Raw genomic sequence first — 20,039 nt, forward strand, 5'->3', positions numbered from 1 at the left:
GCAATGCGTGGCGGCACGTCCGCGTACGACGTGACAGGATGCCGCACCCATTCCTCCTTCCCATGAGCAAGCCATGTCCCACCTGCGTCTGATGTGGAAACGCTCCCGTCTGCTCTGGCCCGCGCTGGCCGCGTGCGCCTCGGCCTCCGCCTGGGCCGCCCCCGCGTCCATCGCCGTCCCCAACGCGGGCTTTGAAAACGCCGCCGCCACCGGCCTTCCCCAGGGCTGGACGGCATCCGGCCAGGGCAAGGTGTCCGCCCGCACCGACGCGAAGTCGGAGGGCAGCCGCAGCCTCGTCATCGAAAGCCCCCAGGGCGGCGCGGAGACCACCGTCGTCTCCGAGCCCGTGAAGCTCCAGGTGGGCCGCCTCTACCGGCTCTCCGCCTGGGTGCGCACCCAGGGCGTGCAGGCGGATGCGCAGGCCCGCTATCCCACGGCGCTGGGCGCGTGTCTGTCCATGCAGAGCTTCCCCTTCACCAACTGCTCTCCGCCCCAGGGCGCGGACCAGAGCGGCCGGGTGCAGGTGCTGTTCTTCGCCACCACGTCCACGGACCGCGTGCGCGCGCACCTGGGCCACAACGGCAAGGCCACCGGCACCGCGTGGTTCGACGACGTGAAGCTGGAGGAGGTGAGCGACGTCACCCAGTACATCCCCATGGAGAGCGTGCGGTGGGCCGGCAAGGGCTTCCGCTACGACGACGGCGGCTGGGTGTACGTGCACATCGAGGGCGAGCCCTACGAGCGCGGCCGGCAGTATGGCGAGCTCGTGTCGCAGGAGATCGTCCGCTACATCGAGAAGCTGGGCATCCAGAAGGACAAGGCGGACGCCGCGAAGGGCTGGGCGCAGGTGCGCCTGCTCGCGGACTCGCTGTTCCTGCGCCGCTTCGACGCCGAGTTCCTGGAGGAGATGAAGGGCATCGCCGACGGCGCCAACGTGGGCGGCGCGAAGTTCAAGGGCCCGGATGGCAAGGAGCGCGACCTGGACGTGCTCGACGTCGTCGCCCTCAACTCCGCCGTGGACCTGGGCCAACTGGATGATGCCAACCGCGTCACCGCGTCCCCGCTCTCCGGCCGCACCTTCCTCAAGGGCGAGGACGAGAACGGCCGCGCGGGGGAGGGCGACCACTGCTCGTCCTTCGTGGCCACGAAGTCCGCGACGAAGGACGGCCGCGTCGTCATGGGCCAGATCTTCATGTGGAACGGCTACACCGGCGTCCACTGGGACGTGGTGCTGGACGTGCAGCCCACCAAGGGCCACCGCTTCGTGATGCAGACCTTCCCGGGCGGCATCCACAGCGGCTCCGACTGGATGCTCAACGACGCGGGCATCGTCATCGGTGAGACGACCGTGGGCCAGACGCCCTTCAACATCGACGGCACCCCGCAGAGCAACCGCATCCGCAAGGCCGTGCAGTACGCGAACTCCATCGACGACGTGGAGCGCATCCTCAAGGACCGCAACAACGGCCTCTACACCAACGACTGGACGCTCGCGGACACCAAGACGGACGAGGGCGCGTGCCTGCTCCTGGGCACCGCGAAGACGCGCCTGTGGCGCACCGGCAGCAAGGGCAAGGCCGCGGATACGCCCGGAAACCTCAAGGACTTCATCTGGGCCAACAACAACAACCGCGACCCGGAGGTCCGCAAGGAGTCCGTCCCCAACGCGAACAACGCCCCGGTGGACCTGGCCTTCAACACCTGGAACCGCGACATCGCCTTCCAGGAGTTCTACGCGAAGTACGGCAAGGGCGGCTTCGACGTGGACAGCGCCACGCGCATGATGGCGTCCAGCCCCATCAACCGTCCGCACGCGTGTGACGGGAAGATCACCACCTCGGAGATGACCGAGAAGCTGATGTTCCTGGCCCACTACGGCAAGACGACGCTGCGCGAGAAGATGGTCGGCAGCCGCTGGATTCCCGACCTGCCCGGCGCCACGCCGCACCTGTCCCTGGGCTACACCGCCTTCAGCCCCATCTACGTGGCGGACCAGCTCAAGGCCGCGAAGGCGAAGCAGAAGCCGGAGCCCAAGGCGGACAAGCCCAAGCGCGACTTCGCTCGCGTGAAGGACGCGCTGTCCTTCGACGAGAAGAAGCTCTGGGCCAACACGGTGTTCCCCGCGACGGACGCGGACAACTGGTTCGGCAGCGGGTCCGCCGCGTACTGGACCCAGCTCAAGGACCTGCCGGAAGGGGATGACCTGTCCAAGGCCTTCGACGCCCAGCGCGACGCGCTCGCGGAGCTCAACGCCCGCTACCTCTACATCACCGCCCGCGAGGGCGACGTGGTGCCCACCGCCGCGCGCACGGACTACGGCCGCTACGGCACGTACGCGGTGCCTCGCATCAAGGGCACGTACCTGCTGCACCAACTGCGGCTGACGCTGGGCAACGCGAAGTTCGCCAGGGTGATGGGCGCGGTGCACTCGAAGTTCGCGAACAAGAAGCTCACCACCCAGGACTTCATCCGCACCGCGTCGGAGGCCGCGGGCCAGGACGTGGGGCCGTGGGTGAAGCAGTGGGTGGAGCGCGGGGGCCTGCCCGCGCCGCGCCTCACCTCCCGCGCCCAGAAGGCGAAGGAGGGCTACGAGGTGACGCTGAAGGTGGACCAGTCCGGCACGCCCTGGCGCTTCGCCACGCTGGTGGAGGTGCAGACGGAGAAGGGGAGCGTGCTGGAGCGCGTGGAGGTGAAGGGCTCCAGCGACACCTTCACCGTGAAGGTCCCGGACCGGCCGGTGCGCGTGGTGTTCAACGTGGGCAACGACATCCCCGTGGCCCGCGAGCGCTACCAGACCCTGGCCAACACGCTGGATGACTGGGACAAGCTCCTCTTCGTGTACGGCTCCGCGCGCCAGGTGGAGTCCATGCGCACGCTGGCCACGAACTACCGCGAGCAGTTGGCGGACGCGTCCCCGGAGCGCCTGGCCCCGCTCAAGCCGGACGCGGAGGTGACGGACGCGGAGCTGGCGGACCGCGACCTGATCGTCTTCGGCGGCCTGGAGGACAACGGGCTCATGGCGCGTCTGGCGGCGGAGAAGAAGCTGCCGGTGGAGCTGGGCCGGCGCTTCTTCCGCTGGCAGGGCAAGACGTACGGCCGCGCGGATGACGGCCTCGCCCTGGCGCTGCCCAACCCCTGGAACCCGAAGCGGACGCTGTACCTCTTCGTCGCCAACAGCGGCCTGGAGCTGTGGCACATGACGCGCTCGTTCCAGCGCGGCCTCCAGAGCTGGGCGCTGTTCCGCGCGGGCGAGGTCAGCGGCAAGGGCTTCCACGCCACCGAGGGCTTCACCCAGGAGCTGTCCGTGGACCTGCCCGCCCCCAAGCTGGGCATGCTCACCCCCTGAGCCACCGCCGCTGAACATCCCGCAGCACCGAGCAAGGGCCGGCGGAGCGCACTCCCGCCGGCCCTTCTTGCGTTCGGCCGCTCCCTCCCTCTGAGGACCCGGTCGATTTGACTCCGGCGTGGAGAGGGTTAAATCTCTCTTCAAGAAATGAATCCAGATTCAAAATCTGAGGCCCCCGTCAAACGGCTGCGCTCTCGTCTGAAGGAAGCCACCGCGGACGCCATCCTGTCGGCGGCCGCGGCGGTGTTCGCTCGCGACGGCCTGCACGCGGCGAAGATGGAGTCCATCGCCGAGCAGGCGGGCGTGTCGGTGGGGACGCTCTACAACCACTTCACCGACCGCGCGGCCCTGCTGGACGCGCTGCGCGCCAGGCGCCGCCAGGTGATGCTGGACCGGCTGGACGCGGCCCTGGCGCCCGTGGCGGAGCGGCCCGCGCGCGAACAACTGCGCGCCTTCGTGACGGCGCTGTTCGCCCACGTGGCGGAGCGCGACGCGTTCGTGCGCGTCCTGGTGCAGCTCCCGGAGGACCCGGCGCGCAAGAGCCGCATCCTGGCGGAGCTCACCCGGCGCCTGACGGTCATCCTCGACCGGGGCATCCAGGCCGGGGAGCTGCGCGCGGAAGGGCGCGCGTTCTATCCGAATCTCCTGATGGGAATGGTGCGCGGCGCGCTGGACCGCCTGCGCGAGGACGACGCCGTGAACCCTCCGGCAGCCGCCTGGGCGGAGGAGATCCTCCGCGTCTTCTTGAAGGGCATCGAGGTCGACTGACATGGCGACAGCCGCCGCGACACCGGAGGTCCTGGCTCAGGCCACGCCCAGGGCCCCCGTCAACAAGTGGCTCGTCACCCTGTCGGTGACGTTCGGCACGCTGATGGGCGCCATCGACTCGTCCATCGTGAACGTGGCGCTGCCGCAGATCCGCGGCGCGGTGGGCGCCACGGTGCAGGAGATCACCTGGGCCACCACCGGCTTCGTCATCGCCACGGTGATGGTGATGCCGCTCACGGGCTTCCTGGGCCGCATGTTCGGCCAGAAGCGCGTGTACCTGGCGTGCCTGGTGCTCTTCGTCGCGGGCTCGTTCCTGTGCGGCCTGGCGTGGAACCTGCCCACGCTGGTGCTCTTCCGCTTCCTGCAGGGGTTGGGCGCGGGCGCGCTGCAACCCACCGAGCAGGCCATCCTCCGGCAGACGTTCCCGCCGAAGGAGCAGGGCACCGCGATGGCCATCTTCGGCATGGCCGTGATGGTGGGCCCGGCCATTGGCCCCACGCTGGGCGGCTACATCGTGGACAACTGGCACTGGTCCTGGATCTTCTTCATCAACGTGCCGGTGGGCATCCTGGGCTTCTTCATGGTGGCCCGCTTCGTCCAGGAGGACGAGCAGTTGCGCGCCACCGCGCGCCTGGAGGCCGAGAAGCAGCGCAAGCACATGGACTGGTCCGGCATCACGCTGCTCTGCATGGGCCTGGCCACGCTCCAGTACTTCCTGGAGGAGGGACAGGCGGATGACTGGTTCGAGTCCCCCGTCATCGTCTTCTGCGCGCTCATCTCCGCCACGTGCCTCATCGCCTTCGTCATCCGCGAGCTGACCGCGGAGGCGCCCGCGGTGAACCTGCGGCTGTTCAAGGACCCGGTGTTCGCGTCCGGCACGCTGTTGGGCGCGCTGGTGTTCGCGGTGCTCATGGCCAGCATGTTCCTGCTGCCGGTGTTCATGCAGGAGCTGCTGGGCTTCACCGCGACGCAGTCCGGCTTCTCGCTGATGCCGCGCACGCTGGTGATGATGTTGATGATGCCCATCGTCGGGCGGCTGTACGGCAAGGTGCCGGCGCGCATCCTGGTGGGCGCGGGCATCGTGTTCGCGGGCTTCGGCGCGTACGAGATGAGCCACTTCTCGCTCGCGACGGGCTCCAGCAACATCATCGCGGCCATCGCGTTGCAGGGCGTGGGCTTCAGCCTGATGTTCGTGCCGCTCAGCGCCACGGCGCTCGGGAGCATCCCGCGCGAGCGGTTGGCGGACGCGACGGGCCTCAACTCGCTCTTGCGGCAGATTGGCGGGTCCGTGGGCCTGGCCATCTTCACCACGCTCCTGTCGCGCTACACCGTGCTGTCCAAGGCCTCCATCGCCGCGCACCTGAACCCGGAGCGGTGGGAGGTGGCCAGCCGCATGGCCGCCACCCAGAAGGGGCTCATGCAGCACGGCCTGGACGCCGCGAGCGCCAGCATGGCCAGCCTCCAGATGATGGTGGGCAACGTGTCGCGGCAGGCCATGGTGCTCGCGTTCGACAAGCTCTTCGTGCTGGCGGCGCTGATGTTCGTGGTGGTGCTGCCGCTCATCTACTTCCTCAAGGCCCCCCCGAGCGTCGGGGGCTCCCACGAGAAACCGCACATCGACGTGGAGATTTGAGACATGGCAACGACAACGACAGCACCCCAGCTCGTCCCCGAAGCGGCGCCCGCGCCCGCCGCCGGAGCGCAGGCGAAGCGCGGCAAGCGGGGCTTCCTCATCCTCGGCGGTGTCGTGGCGGCCCTCCTGCTGGGCATCGGCGGCTTCAAGGTCGTCACGGCCGGACAGGAGACCACCGACGACGCGCAGGTGGAGGCGGACGTAGTGCCCCTGTCCGCGCGCGTGTCCGGTCCCGTGGTGAAGGTGGCCGTGCTGGACAACGCCACCGTGCACCAGGGCGACGTGCTCCTCCAGATAGACCCGCGCCCGTACGAAGCGCGCGTGAAGCAGGCGGAGGCGGAGCTGGAGTCCGCGCGCGCCCAGGCCGCGGCGGCGGACGCGCAGGCCACGGTGGCGGCGGCCGGCGCGAAGGGCGGCCTGTCCAGCGCGAAGGCGCTCGTGTCCACGAGCACGTCCGCGGTGAGCGGCGCCCAGGCGCAGGTGGCGGCGGCCCGCGCGGCGCTGACCCGCGCGGAGGCCCAGGCCCGCAAGGCCACGCTGGACCTGGAGCGGACCCGGAGCCTGCGTCAGCAGAACGTGGTGGCGCAGAGCGCGCTGGATGACGCGCAGACGGCCCACGAGACGGCGCAGGCCGCGCTCGAGGGCGCCCGCGCGCAGCTCGCCCTGGCGGAGGAGGGCCGGCGCACCGCGGAGAGCAAGGTGGCGGAGGCCCGGGGCCAGCTCGACGTGAGCGCGCCCATCGACGAGAAGATCGCCGCCGCCCAGGCCAACGCGTCGCTGGCGCACGCGCGGGTGAAGGGCGCGGAGGCCGCGCTGGACCAGGCGAAGCTCCAGTTGGAGGACACGCGCATCATCGCTCCGGCGGACGGCCAGGTGTCCAAGCTGTCCGTGCACGCGGGCCAGTTGCTTACCCCCGGCCAGGCCGTGGCGGAGCTGGTGCCCACGACGACGTACGTGGTGGCGAACTTCAAGGAGACGCAGGTGGGCCACATGCAGCCCGGCCAGCGCGTGGAGGTGGAGCTGGACGCCTTCTCCGGTGAGAAGCTGGAGGGCAGGGTGGAGAGCCTGTCCGGAGGCACCGGCGCCCGCTTCTCCCTGCTGCCGCCGGACAACGCGTCCGGCAACTTCGTGAAGGTGGTGCAGCGCGTGCCGGTGCGCATCTCCTGGGTGCACCCGCCGCAAGGACTGGCCCTGCGCGCCGGCCTCTCCGCCGACGTGACGGTGCACACGAAGTAGGCCGCGAGCCCGAAGCTCCACACCCCAGCGCCGCGCCCCTCAAGGGTCGCGGCGCTTTTCTTCGCACGGGAGCGCCGTGCTCACTCTGTCGCGCGGGGGCCACGCTTCGACCTGCGCCCGGCGTCTGCACTGCTCGCGGGAGCTGCGCCGGGCCGTCAGAGCTCGACGGCCATCTCCACGTCCGCGCGCGAATAGCCCGTGTCGCGCGACACCTCCGGGCCGCTGCGCGTGGTGACGAAGCCGTGCTTGCGGTACAGCCCCAGCGCCGGCCCCAACGCGCTGTTGGTGACGAGGTACATCCGCTTCGCGCCGCGCTCCCGGGCCGTGGCCAGCGCGGCCCGCATCAGCGCGTCACCCAGGTCGCGGCCCCTCGCCTCCGGGGCCACCGCCATCTTGCACAGCTCGAACGTGTCCGCGTCCTCGCGCCTGAGCGCGCACGTGCCCAGCACCTGTCCGTCCACCAGGGCGAAGAACACCTCGCCCCCCGGCGCCACGAACATCCCGTGCGGGTCCGCGAACGAGGACTCGTCCGAGCCCTCGACGCGGAAGTCCTTCTCGATCCATTGCCGGTTGAGCCGCGCGAAGTGCTCGCGCAGCTCCGGCCGGTAGGGGACGACCTCGACGGAGGCAGGGGCCATGGCGCTCATGCGGCGGCGGCGGTCGCGGCGGGCTTCTTGCGCAGGAAGAGCACGAAGATGACCGCCACGATGCTGATGCCCACCAGCGTGATCAGCCCGTCCGCCGCGATGGTGGCGCGCGTGCCGATGCCCCGGAACTCCGACGCGTGCCCGTCCAGCGCCGTCGTGTAGCTGATGGCGAAGTTGGAGGCCGCGACGAAGAGCGAGTACTTCGTCGTCACCGCCGCGCCGTCGCTCACCATCTCCAGCACCATGCCGGCGAAGGCCGCGAAGCCCGCGCCGTTCGCGAAGCTGTACGCGAGCGAGCCCCAGATGTACGTGTCCGTCGTCATGGGCCCCGCCGCCATGGCGAACGCGGCCATCGCCGTGGCCCCGCCCATCAGCGCGTACGCGAGCTTGCGGTTCATCCGGTCGGACAGCCAGCCGCCCATCAGCGAGCCCACCGCGCCGGTGACGGCCATGCCTGGGCCGTTCACCATCTCCACCGTGTGCTCCGGCACCTGGTACGCGCCCGCCATCGCGCTGAAGAGGTTGGTGAGCGCGCCGCAGCTCACCGGCGCCAGGCAGAGCACCAGCATGATGAGCCCGTCGCGGCTGAAGGCCGTCTTCACCAGGTCCATCACGATGCTCTTCACCCGGTCCACCGCCGCCTTGAGCAGCGGCCCGGTGGGCACGGTGGACGGGTCATGCCGCTCGGTGATCCAGAAGATGCCCGCGCCGCTCGCCAGCACCAGCGTGGCCAGCACGATGCCCGCCACCTGCCGGGAGAACTGGGTCGCCAGGAAGATGGCCAGCGCGCCCATCATCGCGGTGGAGCCCACGTTGCCCGCCATCTGCCAGCCGCCCGTGCGCCCCTTGTCGGACGGCTTGGACGTCGTGGCCATCAGCCCGTTGAGCGCCGCGTGCGCCGTCGTCGCCGCCGCCTGCAACGCGGTGAGCAGCAGCGTGAAGACGCCCAGGTGTTGCGCGGGCTCCGGGAACACCGCGCACGCCAGCAGCAGCAGCGCGGTGAGCAGCGTGCTCACGCCGTACCAGACGCGCCGCCACGGCCCCAGGTCGATGAGCGGCACCCACAACAGCTTCCACGCATGCGGTGAGAACGCCGTGCCGGACAGCACGCCAATCTCCGCCAGCGGCATCCCGTCCTTCGCCAGCCAGTACGGCACCGCCGTCTGGAGGTAGCCCACCGCGGCGCCGAACTGCACCTCCAGCAGTCCGAACAGCGGGGGCCAGGCCCAGCGCGGCTCCTCGGCGGAGGCGGTGGCCGGAAGGGCAGTCTCTTGTTCAATCAAGGGCGACACCTACAGGGCAGGACAGGGGAGGGTGGGATTCTAGACACCTCCGGCGTCCTGCACAGCGCAACGCGCTGCGCCGTCTCCTCGGAAGCACGGGGTGGGAGAGTCCCCTTCAACGGGGAGTCCTGGTTCATGTCGGAAGGCGGGACTAGCTTGCCCGCGCTTTCCCCCACAACCCCGAGGTCCCCCGATGACGTTGAAGACCCGACTGCTGGTCGTCTCCACGGCTGGCCTGTTCGCCGCCGCTCCCGCCGTGGCCAAGCCGCTGGATGGCGCCAGCACCGACGTGATGATCCAGGGCTTCCACTGGAACTCCGCCAGCGCGGGCGGGTGGTGGAACACGGTGAAGAACAACGCGGCCACGCTGAAGGCTGCGGGCTTCACGATGATCTGGCTGCCGCCGCCCTCCGACGCGGCGTCCACGCAGGGCTACCTGCCCCGGCAGCTCAACGTGCTCAACTCCAGCTACGGCACGGAGGCGGAGCTCACCCAGGCGCTGGCCGCGCTCAACGCGCAGGGCGTCAAGCCCATCGCGGACATCGTGGTGAACCACCGCGTGGGCACCACCAACTGGGCGGACTTCACCAACCCCACCTGGAGCGGCTGCAGCGCGGTGGCCGCGGGGGACGAGTGGGCCAGCGCCTGCGGCAACGCGGACAGCGGCGAGGGCTACGCCGCGGCGCGCGACCTGGACCACTCGCAGACGAACGTGCGCGCGGACCTGAAGACGTGGATGGGCACCCGCCTGAAGGGCGTGGGCTTCGCGGGCTGGCGGTTCGACTTCGTGAAGGGCTTCGCCGGCGGCTACGTGAAGGAGTACGTCACCGCCACGGACCCGTGGTTCTGCGTGGGTGAGTTCTGGCCCACGAACTACTTCGACGCGAACAACCCCAACAACTGGAAGCAGCAGATCACCAACTGGGTGGACGCGACCACGGGCACCTGCGCCGCGTTCGACTTCGCCACGAAGGGCCTGCTCAACGACGCGCTCACCAACAACAACTACTCGCGCCTGAAGGCGTCCGACGGGAAGCCCGCGGGCGGCATCGGCTGGTGGGCCAGCCGCCACGTCACCTTCGTGGACAACCACGACACCGGCCCCAGCGAGACGTGCGGCAACGGGCAGAACCACTGGCCGGTGCCGTGCGCCAAGGTGATGACGGGCTACGCCTACGTGCTCACCCACCCGGGCATCCCCACCGTCTACTGGGCGCACTACTTCAACTGGGGCCTGGGCAGCTCCATCAAGACGCTGATGGACATCCGCAAGAGCGCGGGCCTCACGTCTGAGTCCACCGTCAGCATCCAGCGCGCGGAGGCCGGCCTGTACGCGGCCATCATCGGCGGCAAGGTGGCGGTGAAGCTGGGCACCGGCTCCTGGAGCCCCGGCACCGGCTGGACGCAGGCCGCCTCCGGAACGGACTACACCGTGTGGACCACCGGCACCACGCCGCCCCCCACCGGCACCACCGCCAACGTGGAGTTCGTGTGCAACAACGGCACGACCGTGATGGGCCAGAACGTCTACGTCACCGGCAGCGTCGCGGAGCTCGACAACTGGAGCCCCACCACCTCCAAGATCCTCAGCCCCACCGCGTACCCCACCTGGCGCGGCACCTACGCGCTGCCCGCGAACACCACCGTGCAGTGGAAGTGCCTCAAGCGCGACGGCAGCGGCAACGTCGTCTGGCAGGGCGGCAGCAACAACACCGTCACCACCCCGGCCGCCGGCGGCAGCATCACCGCCACCGCCAGCTTCTAAGAGGCCGGGACAGGCGCCCCTGTCGCATGTCTTACCGGGGGCGCCTGTGTTTCATCTGTTGCTTGAGTTCCATGCTTCAAGCTGTCACAGGGGCCGCTTCACTCTCCGGGCGGGCCCCTCCCGCCCTCCTTGAACGAAGGCGGACGCGATGAAGCGTGGAACGGCAGTGGTGTGGTGCATGGCCGCGGTGGGCCTGATGGGCGCCTGCGGCGGTTCGCCGGAGCAGGCTCCGGCGAACGGCGACACGGTGGCGGTGGCGGCGCAGCCGCTGGTGTCGCCTCCGGCCTCGCTGTCCGGCGGCTTCATGAACTACCTGGGCACGCTGACGGTGGGCGGCGCGGTGTCGTCGAACACCGGCTCGACGGCGGCCTACGAGGGCTTCAAGCTCACCGTCGCGGCGCACACGCAGGTGGCGCTGGAGGTGACGCACCTGGGCACCGGCATGGGCGTGGACACGGGCCTCTTCGTGTACGGCCCCAAGGACGCGAACGGCAGCTACGGCACGCGCATCCTCTTCCAGGACGACGACTCCGGCTACGGCGAGCTGAGCAAGATTCCCCTCGCGACCCTCGACAAGGCGGGCGAGTACCTGGTGGTGGTGGGCTGGAGCAACGGCCTGGGCAAGAACTACCGCCTCCAGGCCTCCTGCGTGGGCGGCGCGTGCGTGGCGAACCCCAGCCCGGCGCCGGCCAGCGCCCCGGTGACGCTGGCGGCGTTCCCCCTGGAGCCCAACCTCCAGGCGCTGCTCAACGGGGGCAACGCGTACCGCGAGGACATGTTCTCCTTCCTCGACCGGTATGACTTCGCGTGGCCTTACTCGACGCCCGCGACGCTGGACGCGGCGGCGGCGGCGGTGCTCGCGCGCAGCGAGTACTCGGGCTACCGCAACGACCCGTCCCCGGACACGTACACCTACGCGGCGTTCCAGTCCGCGATGTACCTGCAGTTCCAGGGGCTGCACCCGGCCATCCCGGACACCTACGGCGAGGACGCCGCGAACGCGCAGGTGAAGAGCTACTTCCGCGAGTTCAGCACCGGCCCCAACGGCGACAACTGGCGCACGCTCAACATCATCCTCCTGCCCGTCTCCCGCCACGTGCTCGTCTACGAGCAGACCGCGCACGAAATCTGACGCGCGCGCCGTCCCCCGGAAACACCACCGCCCTCCTCTTCGCGGACCGGAAGGGGAGGGCGGTGCGTTCTTCAGCGATGACGCTCAGCTCACGGCGCGTGGGCCGGGGCCGGCTCGTGGGACGGGGGCGCGTCCTCCTCACCGCTGGAGCGCTTCGCGTCCCCGCGCACCTTCTGCATGAGGATGTAGAGGCCCGGGATGAAGATGAGGTTGACGATGGTGGACACCAGCATGCCGCCGAACACGGCCGTGCCCAGCGAGTTGCGCGCCGCCGCGCCCGCGCCGGACGCCGTCATCAGCGGCACCACGCCCAGGAGGAACGCGATGGACGTCATGAGGATGGGGCGCAAGCGCACCTCCGCCGCCGTCACCACCGCGTCCAGCGCGCTCCGGCCCTGCTCGCGCAACTGCTCCGCGAACTCCACGATGAGGATGGCGTTCTTGGACGCGAGGCCCACGAGCATCACCAGCCCCACCTGGCAGAACACGTCGTTCGCGAAGCCGCGCGCCACCTGCAACCCCAGCGCGCCCATGATGGCCAGCGGCACGGACAGGATGATGACGAACGGGAGGCTGAAGGACTCGTACTGCGCCGCCAGCACCAGGAACACGAAGAGGATGCCCAGGGCGAAGATGATCAGCGTCTGGCCGCCGGACTCCTTCTGCTCCAGGCTGATGCCCGTCCACTCGGACGACATGCCCTGGGGCAGCGACGCCCGGGCCACCTGCTCCATGGCCTCCAGCGCCTGCCCGGACGACACGCCGGGCGCGCCCTGGCCGTTGATCTCCACGGAGCGGAACAGGTTGTAGTGCTTGATGACCTGCGCGGAGACGATGGGCGTCACCTTCACCAGCGACTCCAGCGGGATCATGTCCCCGCCTTCCGTGCGCGCGTAGAAGGAGCCGATGTCCTGGGGGCTGTCGCGGAACTGCTGCTCGGCCTGGACGTACACGCGGTAGGTGCGGCTGGCGTAGTTGAAGTCGTTGACGTACTGGCTGCCCATGTAGAGCTGCATCACGCCGAAGATCTGCTCAATGGGCACGCCCAGCGCCTTGGCCTTCTGGCGGTCCACCTCCACGTCCAGGATGGGCGTGTTGGCGTTGAAGGGGGTGAAGACGCCGCGCAGGCGGCCCTCCTCGTTGCCCTTCTGCACCATCTCCTGCGTGGCGTTGGCCAGGTCCTCCAGCGAGTGGTTGCCGGCGACGTCCTCCACGATGAACTGGAAGCCGCCCACGCTGCCCACGCCGCGGATGGCCGGCGGCTGGAAGGGGATGACGCGCGCGCTGCCAATCTTGCCCAGCGGCCCGCGCAGCCGCTCCACCAGCGCGGCCACGGACTGGTCCTTGCCCGTGCGCTCCTCCCACGGCTTGAGGGCCGTGAAGACGGTGGCGTAGTTGGAGCCGTTGCCGTTGGGGGAGAAGCCACCGATGGCGAACATCACGTTCACCTCCGGCTGGGCCTTGAGCACCCCCTCCACCTCCTGGAGCACCTTCTCCGTCTGGCTGAGGGACATGCCCTCCGGCCCCTGCACGGAGATGATGACGTAGCCCTGGTCCTCGTCCGGGATGAAGCCCGTGGGCGCCGAGCGGAACAGCAGCACCGTGGCGCCGATGCAGGCGAGGAACGCCACCAGCACGATGAGCGGGTGCACCAGCAGCTTGCGCAGCCCCCGGCCGTACAGGTCGCGCGTCCAGTCCAGCACCTGGTCCACCTTGCGGAAGAACACCCACTTGGGGCCGTGGTGGTGCTTGAGCAGCCGCGCGGACAGGGCGGGCGTGAGCGTCAGCGCGCAGAAGGTGGACAGGGCCACCGACGCGGCGATGGTGAGCGCGAACTGGCGGTAGATGGAGCCCGTGGTGCCCGGGAAGAGGGCCACCGGGATGAACACCGCCACCAGCACCACGGAGATGGCCACCACCGCGCCGGCCACCTCCTTCATGCCCTCGCGCGCCGCCTGGAACGCGTTGAGCCCGCGCTCCGCCATCAGGCGCTCGATGTTCTCGATCACCACGATGGCGTCGTCCACCACCAGGCCCGTGGCCAGCGTGAGGCCGAAGAGCGTCAGCGTGTTGATGGAGAAGCCCATCAGGTAGACGAACGCGAACGTGCCGACGAGCGACACCGGCAGGGTGAGCGCCGTGATCAAGACGCTGCGCCACCCGTGCAGGAACAGGAAGATGACCAGGATGACGAGCGCGATGGCTTCGATGAGGGTGTGGATGACCTCGTTGACGGAGGCGCGCACCGCGAGCGTGGTGTCCGTGCCGGTGCGGTACTCCAGGCCCGGCGGGAAGGACTGCGCCAGGCGGTCCAGCTCCTTGATGACGCCGTCGCGCACGTCCAGCGCGTTGGCGGTGGGCAACTGGAAGATGGCCAGGCCCACGCCGGTGCGGCCGTTGAAGCGCAGCAGGGTGCCGTAGTTCTCCGCGCCCAGCTCCACGCGGCCCACGTCCTTCACCGTGACGGCCTTGCCGTCCGTGTTGCGCAGGAGGACGATGTCGCCGAACTCCTCCGGCTCCACCAGGCGGCCCCGGGCGCGCACGGCGATCTGATACGGCTGCGAGTCGCTGGACGGCGGCTGGCCCACCTGGCCCGCGGCCACCTGGAGGTTCTGCTCCTGGAGCGCGCGCACCACGTCCTGCGGCGTCATGCTCCGGCGCGCCAGCTCCGTGGGGTCCAACCACAGGCGCATGGAGAACTTGCGCTCACCGAAGATGCGCACCTCGCCCACGCCGCGCACGCGCTTGATGGCGTCCTTGAGGTTCACGTCCGCGTAGTTGGAGAGGAACTTCGCGTCGTAGCGGTTGTCCGGGGAGGACAGGCCCACGGTCAGCAGCATCTGGCTGGAGGCCTTGTTCACCACGATGCCCGTCTGGTTCACCTGCGCGGGCAGGCGGGCCGCGGCGCGGCTGACGCGGTTCTGCACGTCCACCGCCGCCACCTCGATGTTGCGCGTGGGGGCGAAGGTGACGGTGATGGTGCTGGTGCCGTCGTTGCTGCTGGTGGAGGTGATGTAGCGCATGTCCTCCACGCCGTTGAGCTCCTGCTCCAACGGGATGGTGACGGCGGACTCCACCACCTCGGCGCTGGCGCCGACGTAGGTGCTGGTGACGGTGACCTGCGGCGGCGCCAGGTCCGGGTACTGCGCGATGGGCAGCGTCGGGATGGCGATGACGCCCACCAGCGTCAGGATGATGGAGCAGACGATGGCGAAGACAGGCCTGCGGATGAAGAAGTCGACGAACACGGTGTGGCGCCTCTCTTGAATTCGCCTGCTAGCGGCTGCCGCCGGTGGTGCCGCCGCCACCGGACGCGGTGCGGGGCAGCCGGGCGTTGGTGGGCGTCTCGTCGGCCCGCACGGTGCCCGTGGGCTGGGGGGCGGCGTCCGTGTCGAGGGTGACCTGCTTGGGGATGACGGGCATGCCGTCGCGCAGCATGTGCAGCGACGACACCGCGACGAGGTCGCCCTGCTTCAGGCCGCCCTCCACCACGTAGGACATGTCGCCCAACTGCCCCAGCGCCACCGGGCGGCGCTCCACCAGCGTCTTGCCGTCCTTCTTCTCCACCACCATGGCGAAGGGCTGGCCGCTCTGGCGCACCACCGCGAGCGCCGGAATCTGGAGCGCGTCCCGCGTGGAGTACACCAGCCGCGCCCGCAAAAGCTCACTGGGGCGCAGACCCACCGTGTTGCGGAAGGCGGCCTTCACCTCCACCAACTGCGTGCGGGGGTCCGTCTGCGGCGCCACGTAGAAGACGGTGCTGGAGAGGATGACCTTGCCCTGCCGGTCCAACAGCTCCAACTGGGTGTCCGGCTTGAGCGACCGCGCGCGGAACGCCGGCACGGACACGCTGACCTCCAGCGCGTCCGCCTGGGCCACGGACGTGAGCACCGTGGTGGCGCTCACGTAGTCACCCACGCGCACCACCACGTCGCCCATGGTGCCCGCGAACGGCGCGCGCACCACGTGGAACTGCAACTGCACCTGGCGCTGGGCCACGGTCGCGCCCGCCGCGCGCGACGCCGCCTCCGCCGCCTTCACCGCCGCCTGGGCGCGCTCCAGCTCCTGCACGCTGGCCAGGCCCTCGCGGTTGAGGGACTCCGTGCGCGCCAGGGTGCGCCTCGCCAGCTCCAGCTCCACCGCGGAGGAGCTCTGCTGCGCCTGGGCGCTGTCCAGCGCCGCGGTCTCCTGGCGCGCGTCCACTTCAATCAACGGCGTGCCGGCCTCCACCTTCTGGCCCGGCTTCACCAAAATCTTCCGGACGTAGCCGTTCACCTGCGGCAGCACCGACACGCTCTGCCGCGACAGCAGCGAGCCCAGGTACTCCCCGGTGTCCCGCACTTCGTGCGGCGCCAGCGCCACCACCTGCACCTCGCGCGGCGGCGGGGGGGCCTTCGCCTCCGGCTTGCCCGAGCACCCGGCCACGCCAGCCACCAGCGCCGCGCCCCACACCGTCTTCGTCATCAGCGCCTTCAGGGGGCGTACCCTCGTCACCAGTCGCACCGGGCCTCCGTCAGGAACGCGTCCAGGCGGGCCTGGACGAGCTCGAATTCCCTCAAAACCAACGCGAGCTGGGCCTGGCGGAGGGCGGCTCCGCTCTGCACCAGCTCCAAGCTGCTACCTCGACCCACCTCGAAGGCCCGGCGCGTGAGCCGGTCCGTCCGGTCCGCCAGCTCCAGGGACTCGGCGGCGGTCTTCAACAAGGCTTCGGCGACTTCCACTCCACGCCGCGCGCGGGAAACCTCCACGCCCACGTTGCGGCGGGTGGCCTCGGCGGATTGGGCGGCCTGTTCTTCAATGCCGGCGCGCTCGCGCACGAGGCCCCCGCGCTGGCCGCCCTCCCAGAGGGGGACGGACAGCACCGCGGACACGTTCCAGGTGGCGAAGCGGCCAAAGCCGGGGTCGGTGGTGAAGCCCACCAGCGTGCTGCTCAGTCCCAGGGTGGGCAGGTAGCCGGCGGAGGCCTGGCGCCGGCTCTCCCGGGCCGCGTCCACGTTGGCCCGCTGGGCCACCAGGTCCGGGCGGTTTCCCAGGTCCTGCAGGGGGGCGCACTGCTGGCGCGTCTGCTCCACCAGCCCGGCCAGGTTGAACTCCGGGTTGACGCCCACGCCGTGGTCCTCGCCCAGGGACAGGCCCAGCGACTCCCGCGTGCGGCGGAGCTGCTCGTCCCCGGCCACCAGCGCCTGACGGGCCACCGCCACGTCCTGGCTCACGCGCACCACGTCCAACTGCGTGCCGGCGCCCAGCTCGAAGGAGCGCTGGGTGAGGGCGTAGCGCTCCAGCGCCTGACGCAGGCCCACGCGGTTGATCTCGGCGGCGCGCTCGGCGGCCACCGTGGCCACCAGCACCTGCGCCAGCCCCTGGGTGAGGCGGCGCTGCACGTCCTGGAGGTTGGCCACGGACGCGGACTCGGACGCCTTCGCGGACGACAGGCCCCGCCACGCGCCCACATCGATGATGGACTGGGTGAGGGTCGCGGACACCGTGCCCAGGGGCGCGCTGGGGGCCGCCGCGCCGGTGCCGGTGTTGGAGCCGCCCACGAAGCCGCCGCCCGCGGCGGAGGGCACGTCCGGGTGGAGCACGTCCACGCCCACGCCCGCGGTGGCCCGCGCGTTGGGCAAGAGCAGGCCCAGGGACTGGCGCCACCGGCCCTGCGCGCGCGTCACGCCGGCCTCCGCGTTGCGCAGGTCCGTGGAGCGCTGGCGCACCCGGGTGAGGGCGTCATCCCACGTCCTCACCTGCTCCGGCGCGGGCGGGACGGGCGCGAGCATGGGGTCCTCCACCTTCGGCTGGAAGGGGATGGGGGCCGGTGCGGACGCGCCGGTCTCAGACGGGGGCTGCTGCGGGGCCGGGGACGCGGACGGCGCCTGCTGCGCGGCCGCGAGGAGGAGGACGAGGAGGGCGCTGGGGGTGGCCATACTCTGGAGCGGCGGGTCTTTCCGGCAGGAGCGAGTGGTGCTACCCACCCCGGGTTCCCTGCGCGCGGTCAAGATGTAATTGACAACCGTTGTTGAATGCAATCATCTCTTACGCCCATGACCATCGCCGAGCAAGTGGCATCGACGCGACGCGCAGTGGTCCGTCTGCTCACCCAGAAAGTGGGTGAGCAGACGGATCGGCCGCTGATGCAACTGCTCGTGCTGAAGAACATCGGGATCCACGGCATCCACAGCCAGGCGCAGATCGCGGAGCGGCTGCTCATCGACGCGCCCGCCGTGAGCCGGCTGGTGGACCGGTTGGAGGAGGATGGGCTGGTGGAGCGCCGCGCGGGGGAGAACCGCCGCTGCGTGCGCCTGGAGATCACCGACGCGGGGCGCCGGGAGATACAAGCCCTGGAGCTCGCCGCGCAGTGGGTGGATGCCCAGGCGCGGGCGTTCCTGGCGCCGCCGGAGGTCGAAATCCTGTCCTGCCTCCTGGACAAGCTCCAGACGGGGCTGTGCCAGCTCCTGGGCAACGAGCCCGCGCAGCCGCCGCGCAAGGACGAAGCGCCCTGCGCGCCGCCCCCCACCAACGACAACGGGTGACGACGGGAGGTGGAGGTCCGGGCGCGATGCCCGTCCCGCCGCCGCCCCGCCGCCACCCGTGCGCCACGTCCGGGGGGGAAGGAGGTGGTCCGTCGCGACTACCGGTGGCGCGGGATGTTGCGGGCCACGTGCAGGGCCCACGCCTCCGCCGAGTCCAGCTCCGCCCGCGCCTCGGCGTAGCGGTCCTTCGCCTCTTCACTGAAGTCATTGGCGAAGATGGCGTCGTGCAGCTCCTTCTGGGCGCGGGTCAGCCGCAGGCTCGTCTGAAGCCACAGCCGGGCCGCCATGCGCGGCGTAATCACCACCTGGGTGGGATCCCACACCTCCAGGGCGGCGTAGTCAGCGGAAGACAGCTCTTCGTAGTGGGGGGCCTGCTCGGTTCGTGCGTTCATGCCCGGATGTTCGCCACGGATTTGGGGCAGGGCATCCCGGCCGCCTGGGCAGGATGACGGCCACTGGTGAGCAGTCGAGGACAGTTCCTTCATCCCCCGGGGTACTCGCCTTCCATGATTTGCGGGGAAAGTTAGTACAGTGAGGCTGGGGAATGCTTCCCAGATTGCAACCGTGGAGGGATTGGGTGCCCTTCTCCTAGAATCCTCCGCTCCATTCGTGAAGTGAGAGGGATTACCTGGACCAGAACACCCTGAACAAGCTGCTCACCGTCGGCGTCCAGAACGGGGCTTCGGACATCCACTTCCGGCCTGGGGATCCGCCCATCTACCGGGTGAACGGCGTGCTGCGGCCGTTGAAGATGGAAAAGCTCCAGGCGGACCACACGAAGCAGGTCGCGCTGCATGTGATGAACGATCCGCTGATGAAGGCGCAGATCGACAGTGTGCAGGAATGCGACTCGTCCTACAGCCTGCCGGGCGTGGCGCGTTTCCGGGTGAACATCTACCGGCAGCGCGGCTCGCTGGCCTGCATCCTGCGCATCATCCCGGATGAGATTCCCAGCATCGACGGGCTGGGCCTGCCGCAGGTGCTGAAGACCATCGCGGGCAACGAGCGCGGGCTGGTGCTGGTGACGGGCGCCACGGGGTCCGGCAAGAGCTCCACGCTGGCGTCGATGATCAACCACATCAACCACACGGAGAGCCTGCACATCCTCACCATCGAGGACCCCATCGAGTTCATCTACAAGAACGTGAAGTCCTCCATCTCCCAGCGCGAGATCGGCCCGGACACGGCGAACTTCGCCATCGCGCTGCGGGCGGCGCTGCGTCAGGACCCGGACGTCATCCTGGTGGGCGAGATGCGCGACACGGAGACCATCGACATCGCGCTGAAGGCCTCGGAGACGGGCCACCTGGTGCTGTCCACGGTGCACACCACGGACGCGTCGCGCACCATCAACCGCCTGGTGTCGGTGTTCCCCGCGGAGGAGCAGACCATGGTGCGCATGCGCCTGGCGGACTCGCTCAAGGCGACCATCTCCCAGCGCCTGCTGCCCAGGGCCACCGGCAAGGGCCGCACGGTGGCGCTGGAGATCATGGTGCAGACGAAGACGGTGGAGCAGTACATCCGGGACGACCGCGCCGCGGAGCTGAAGGACGTCATCGAGAAGGGCCGCGACATGTTCGGCATGCAGTCCTTCGATCAGCACCTGACGCAGTTGTACCGCGCGGGCGACATCACGCTGGAGACGGCGCAGAGCGCGGCCTCCAACCCGGCGGACTTCCAGCGCGCGCTCGAGTTCGAGTGAGCG

General features: G+C 70.0%; 14 protein-coding genes. 8 read left to right on the top strand and 6 right to left on the bottom strand.

Going from position 1 to position 20,039, the window contains the following annotated elements:
• Window positions 1–73 precede the first annotated feature (73 nt).
• The 4 genes from K8612_RS24460 to K8612_RS24475 all read left to right on the top strand — a co-directional run bounded on the left by K8612_RS24460 (window position 74) and on the right by K8612_RS24475 (window position 6,983).
• On the top strand, window positions 74–3,346 hold the full coding sequence (locus tag K8612_RS24460) for a C45 family autoproteolytic acyltransferase/hydolase (RefSeq protein WP_223764059.1): 3,273 nt from the start codon (window positions 74–76) through the stop codon (window positions 3,344–3,346).
• A gap of 147 nt (window positions 3,347–3,493) precedes the next feature.
• Complete coding sequence (locus tag K8612_RS24465) at window positions 3,494–4,114, top strand: TetR/AcrR family transcriptional regulator (RefSeq protein ID WP_223764060.1); 621 nt, start codon at window positions 3,494–3,496, stop codon at window positions 4,112–4,114.
• A gap of 1 nt (window position 4,115) precedes the next feature.
• Window positions 4,116–5,747, top strand: coding sequence for a DHA2 family efflux MFS transporter permease subunit (locus K8612_RS24470; RefSeq protein ID WP_223764061.1), 1,632 nt, complete (start codon window positions 4,116–4,118; stop codon window positions 5,745–5,747).
• A gap of 3 nt (window positions 5,748–5,750) precedes the next feature.
• Complete coding sequence (locus K8612_RS24475; RefSeq protein ID WP_223764062.1) at window positions 5,751–6,983, top strand: HlyD family secretion protein; 1,233 nt, start codon at window positions 5,751–5,753, stop codon at window positions 6,981–6,983.
• 155 nt (window positions 6,984–7,138) lie between these two features.
• Here K8612_RS24475 and K8612_RS24480 read toward each other — a convergent pair whose 3' ends face one another.
• Together K8612_RS24480 and K8612_RS24485 are read right to left on the bottom strand one after the other, a co-directional pair.
• Entirely contained in the window at window positions 7,139–7,621 is a 483-nt protein-coding gene (locus tag K8612_RS24480) for a GNAT family N-acetyltransferase (RefSeq protein WP_223764063.1), read from the bottom strand.
• Window positions 7,622–7,626: 5 nt separating this feature from the next.
• On the bottom strand, window positions 7,627–8,913 hold the full coding sequence (locus K8612_RS24485; RefSeq protein WP_223764064.1) for an MFS transporter: 1,287 nt from the start codon (window positions 8,911–8,913) through the stop codon (window positions 7,627–7,629).
• A 193-nt stretch (window positions 8,914–9,106) separates the two neighbouring features.
• Between K8612_RS24485 and K8612_RS24490 the strand changes: the two genes are divergently transcribed.
• Together K8612_RS24490 and K8612_RS24495 are read left to right on the top strand one after the other, a co-directional pair.
• Entirely contained in the window at window positions 9,107–10,678 is a 1,572-nt protein-coding gene (locus K8612_RS24490) for a glucan 1,4-alpha-maltotetraohydrolase domain-containing protein (protein WP_223764065.1), read from the top strand.
• Between the two features lie 148 nt (window positions 10,679–10,826).
• The gene (locus K8612_RS24495) at window positions 10,827–11,810 is read left to right on the top strand and encodes a hypothetical protein (RefSeq protein ID WP_223764066.1); all 984 of its coding nucleotides are present in this window, start codon (window positions 10,827–10,829) and stop codon (window positions 11,808–11,810) included.
• Window positions 11,811–11,899: 89 nt separating this feature from the next.
• Here the strand turns inward: K8612_RS24495 and K8612_RS24500 are convergent, their stop codons facing one another.
• The 3 genes from K8612_RS24500 to K8612_RS39355 are packed head-to-tail and all read right to left on the bottom strand — an operon-like array spanning window position 11,900 to window position 17,728.
• Window positions 11,900–15,058 carry a multidrug efflux RND transporter permease subunit gene (locus tag K8612_RS24500; protein WP_223764067.1) on the bottom strand — a complete coding sequence of 1,053 codons (3,159 nt, stop codon included), beginning with the start codon at window positions 15,056–15,058 and terminating at the stop codon, window positions 11,900–11,902.
• A 28-nt stretch (window positions 15,059–15,086) separates the two neighbouring features.
• Window positions 15,087–16,274: an efflux RND transporter periplasmic adaptor subunit gene (locus K8612_RS24505; protein ID WP_223764068.1), complete on the bottom strand. Its 1,188-nt coding sequence runs from the start codon at window positions 16,272–16,274 to the stop codon at window positions 15,087–15,089.
• Between the two features lie 26 nt (window positions 16,275–16,300).
• The gene (locus K8612_RS39355; RefSeq protein WP_306799717.1) at window positions 16,301–17,728 is read right to left on the bottom strand and encodes a TolC family protein; all 1,428 of its coding nucleotides are present in this window, start codon (window positions 17,726–17,728) and stop codon (window positions 16,301–16,303) included.
• Window positions 17,729–17,935: 207 nt separating this feature from the next.
• On the opposite strand from K8612_RS39355, the gene K8612_RS24520 reads away from it, so the two are divergent.
• The gene (locus K8612_RS24520) at window positions 17,936–18,334 is read left to right on the top strand and encodes a MarR family winged helix-turn-helix transcriptional regulator (RefSeq protein ID WP_223764069.1); all 399 of its coding nucleotides are present in this window, start codon (window positions 17,936–17,938) and stop codon (window positions 18,332–18,334) included.
• A 98-nt stretch (window positions 18,335–18,432) separates the two neighbouring features.
• Here the strand turns inward: K8612_RS24520 and K8612_RS24525 are convergent, their stop codons facing one another.
• Window positions 18,433–18,726, bottom strand: a complete 294-nt coding sequence (locus K8612_RS24525; protein WP_223742810.1) for a FruA-associating protein, FapA — start codon at window positions 18,724–18,726, stop codon at window positions 18,433–18,435.
• A 260-nt stretch (window positions 18,727–18,986) separates the two neighbouring features.
• Between K8612_RS24525 and K8612_RS24530 the strand changes: the two genes are divergently transcribed.
• A complete protein-coding gene (locus tag K8612_RS24530; protein ID WP_223764136.1) occupies window positions 18,987–20,036 on the top strand; it encodes a type IV pilus twitching motility protein PilT in 1,050 nt (349 codons plus the stop codon).
• Window positions 20,037–20,039 lie beyond the last annotated feature (3 nt).

It is taken from the genome of Corallococcus sp. AS-1-6 (assembly GCF_020037015.1).
Lineage (GTDB): Bacteria > Myxococcota > Myxococcia > Myxococcales > Myxococcaceae > Corallococcus.